3 protein-coding genes are annotated in these 3,342 nt (G+C 67.2%); 2 read left to right on the top strand and 1 reads right to left on the bottom strand.

What is annotated here, in order from left to right:
* Positions 1 to 374: 374 nt before the first annotated feature.
* On the top strand, positions 375 to 1,235 hold the full coding sequence (locus tag Q0283_RS10795) for an SDR family oxidoreductase (RefSeq protein ID WP_298044578.1): 861 nt from the start codon (positions 375 to 377) through the stop codon (positions 1,233 to 1,235).
* A 76-nt stretch (positions 1,236 to 1,311) separates the two neighbouring features.
* Here Q0283_RS10795 and Q0283_RS10790 read toward each other — a convergent pair whose 3' ends face one another.
* On the bottom strand, positions 1,312 to 2,373 hold the full coding sequence (locus tag Q0283_RS10790) for a hypothetical protein (protein ID WP_298044576.1): 1,062 nt from the start codon (positions 2,371 to 2,373) through the stop codon (positions 1,312 to 1,314).
* A gap of 238 nt (positions 2,374 to 2,611) precedes the next feature.
* Between Q0283_RS10790 and Q0283_RS10785 the strand changes: the two genes are divergently transcribed.
* Positions 2,612 to 3,184, top strand: coding sequence for a recombinase family protein (locus Q0283_RS10785; RefSeq protein ID WP_183528890.1), 573 nt, complete (start codon positions 2,612 to 2,614; stop codon positions 3,182 to 3,184).
* Positions 3,185 to 3,342 lie beyond the last annotated feature (158 nt).

The following is a 3,342-nucleotide window of genomic DNA, read 5'->3' as shown; positions in this document are numbered from 1 at the left end:
CAGGGCCCCGCACCCGGAAGGGCCACCAGCACTTTCCCAACACTTACTAAGAAGCGCTGCAACCTGGTCCTCGCCAAGAAGCTACACACCCGGATGTGGGAGAGGATCTCGCCCAAGGCCCATGGCCGCCCAGGAGGACAGCGCCAAGACGACGGGCCTCCTAGCCGGACCATCAGTCTGGCAACCAGTGGTGCCCTTCGGTACTAGCCAACGCAGTGGCATGCGGGCCCCCGCCCACTCCTGGAATGCAGGAAGGTCAATGTGCGCGGCACTGAATCGGACCGAGTTGTCGTCGCTTCTCGGGCCTGGTCGTTTCCTTCGACTACCCGGTGCCGCACCCCTAGGGTGAGAGGACACCACCAGAGAGGATGACCATGTCACGGACCTATGTCATCACCGGAGCCGGTTCCGGGATCGGTGCCACCACTGCCACCTTGCTGCGCGAGAGCGGCGATACCGTCGTGGGCGTGGACCTGAAGAACTCCGACGTCACTGGGGACCTCGCCACCCCGACCGGGCGCCGCACGGCGGCGCAGGCCGCGATCGAGGCCGCCCACGGGCGCGTCGACGCGGTGATCGCCTGCGCCGGGATCTCCCTGCCCCAGGCGATGACCGCAGCCGTCAACTACTACGGGGCGACCCAGTTCCTGGAGGCCCTCCGCCCCACCCTGGCGCAGTCGGAGGCTCCCCGCGCGGCTGTGGTCTCCTCGATGTCCTCCCTGCAACCGAACTCCCCGCAACTCGTCGAGGCGCTGCTCACCGGCACCGAGGAAGCCGCCCTCGGGATCGCCGAACAGCTCGCGGCTGATCCGAAGACCGGCAACCTCATCTACGCCTCGAGTAAGAGGGCCCTCTCCCGCTGGGTCCGTGCCCAGTCGATCACGCCCGAGTGGGCCGGTGCGGGGATTCCGCTCAACGCCGTCGCGCCGGGCATCGTCTCCACCCCGATGACAGCGCAGCTGCTGGCCACACCCGAGTCCGTGGCTTACCTGGACACGGTGGTCCCGATGCCGCTGAACTATCATCAACCGCCCGAGTCGATCGCGAACCTGCTGATCTGGTTGACCTCCCCGCAGAACACTCACTGCGCCGGCCAGACAATCTACTGCGACGGCGGCAGCGACATCGTGCTGCGCGGGGAAGACGCCTGGAGCTGGGCCGACCCACAAGTCAACGACTACTTCGCCCAGCTCAGCCCCGGCAGCCCCAACACCAGCAAGGACACCACACCCTAGGCGCCGGTCTCACCCGTCCAATACCGCTCACCGGAGGCACCTGCAGCAGTCCCCTTCAGTGGCGGGTGGGGAGAGATCAGTCGCAGGTCCAGGTGTCGTTGTCGGGCTGGCGGTGCCATTGTTGTCGAGGCTCGTCCGATTCACGGATGGTGTCGGTGAGCCAGAGGGTGGTGTCGGGGTTCCACCCGGCGATCACGGTGGCAGTGTCGGCATCAACCGGCAGTGCGCGGGTGGCACCGCCGAGGTAGGCCAACGTCGTCAGGTGCACCGCGTCCCACTGGCCGGCGACCTGCTCCCAGTCCGGGATCACCCACCGGCCGGTCCGCCCGGTGACCCGATACCAGTCATGCCGGCGCGAAGCGGTGACTTCCAGGGGGTGGTCCCGGCACAGCTGGACCCAGTCTTCGGGGGTACGGATCTCGTAGGTGCTCCCAACACCGCGCACCGGGATCACCGTAGCCCCCTCCCACCCAAAGCTGTCCTCGATCAAATCCAGTCCGGCCGGGATCTGCCCGACACTCTGGATGAGGTCCAGGGGGATCGACCACCAGGTCCCGGAGTAATTCGCCTCCGGATTCTCCGGTCGCTCTGCGACAGCCCGGGCCTCCTCGGCCCGTTCCTCCCGGGCCCAGGCAGCCAGGATGTTCTGCGGGTCCCTGGGTAGCGGAGCGGTGTCCTCGGCCGGTCGCCAGTCGATCATCCACTGCACCGTTGGCCGCGGCATCCCCCAGCCCCGGGCTGGCGGTGAGTCCAGCACCCGTTCGGCCACCGGCCCCAGGGCGGCGTGGATGGACGAGTGGCCGGTGAGCACGTCCTCACCGTCGGGCTCCTGCCAGTACATGGCGAATGCGACCGCGTCGGCCAGGCCCGCCTGGATCTGTTCCTCCGTGATGCCCGACAGGTCCATGCCGGTCAGGACTCCGGCCAGCTGCTCGGTCGAGACCGCAGGACGTGATCCAGCGGCGGGGGCACCGCCGTCGGCGGTCAGCAGGACCCGGGAGGTGCCCTGGCCCGGATCCAACTCAAATCCGAGCCAGAACACCAGCTCGGCGACCTGCGGGCTGAGCGTCTTCGCCAGTTCCAGGCACAGGCGCCGACCGCGCGGGCCCGCCAGCAACTCCTCCACTCTGTCTTCCATGCGGCCATCCTCGCACCGGCCATCGGGCTTCACTCAGAACGGCACCCCCACCGACCGCACAGCGGCACAACCTTCCACGAGGGTCGAGTCCGCCTCGAGAGCCAGCGTGTCGGAAACGATCGTTCGCGACACGTTCCTGACGTCCACTAAAAAGTCGCATGACCCGCCGACTCACTGTGTAACGATTGCCGTGTACGCGGCAATGTAACGCGCACCCCCGTGCTGATACGTTGTAGGGATGCGAATCGGATATGGGCGGGTCTCCACCCGCGACCAGCACCCCGAGGCCCAGTACGACGCCCTGATCGCGGCAGGGTGCGAACAGGTGTTCCTCGACACCGCCTCGGGCACGCTCGCCCGCCGACCAGAACTCGACAAGGCACTGCTCTCGGCCAACCGGCCCGGGGACCAACTCGTGGTCACCAAGCTGGACCGGCTCGGACGATCCCTGGAGAACCTCATCGAGTTGTCCAAAACACTGCAAGACCGTGGTGTGGACCTGGTGGTCCTGGACCAGGGCATCGACACCTCCACCGCCCTGGGGCGAATGTTCTTCCAGATCATCGGCGCAATCGCCGAGTTCGAACACGCCCTGATGTCTGAACGCACCCGCGACGGACTCGCCGCTGCCCGCGCACGCGGGCGAACCGGCGGGCAGAAACCCAAACTCGGCCCACGCCAGGTCAAACTCGCCCGCGAAATGTATGAGGAAAAGGACGCCGAGGGCAAACGCGCCCACACCGTCGAGCAGATCGCCCGCGAATTCGGCGTCACCCGCCCCACCATCTACCGGCACCTGTCCAAGCCTTAAACGAGGAGCCCTGCACTCCGCAACGGCCATCCAAGGGCATCCATATGGCACCCCGCCATTAGGACGGACCACCAGACCGGCCTACGGGACGCTGGCCGAGGGGTGCCGACGCCGATCCACGTCAACCGAGGGCGTGTCCGCTGGGGGCTTTCTTAACG

Origin of the sequence: uncultured Citricoccus sp. (genome assembly GCF_937871995.1) — a bacterium.
Lineage (GTDB): Bacteria > Actinomycetota > Actinomycetes > Actinomycetales > Micrococcaceae > Citricoccus.
This window is presented reverse-complemented; position numbering and strand designations above follow the sequence as displayed.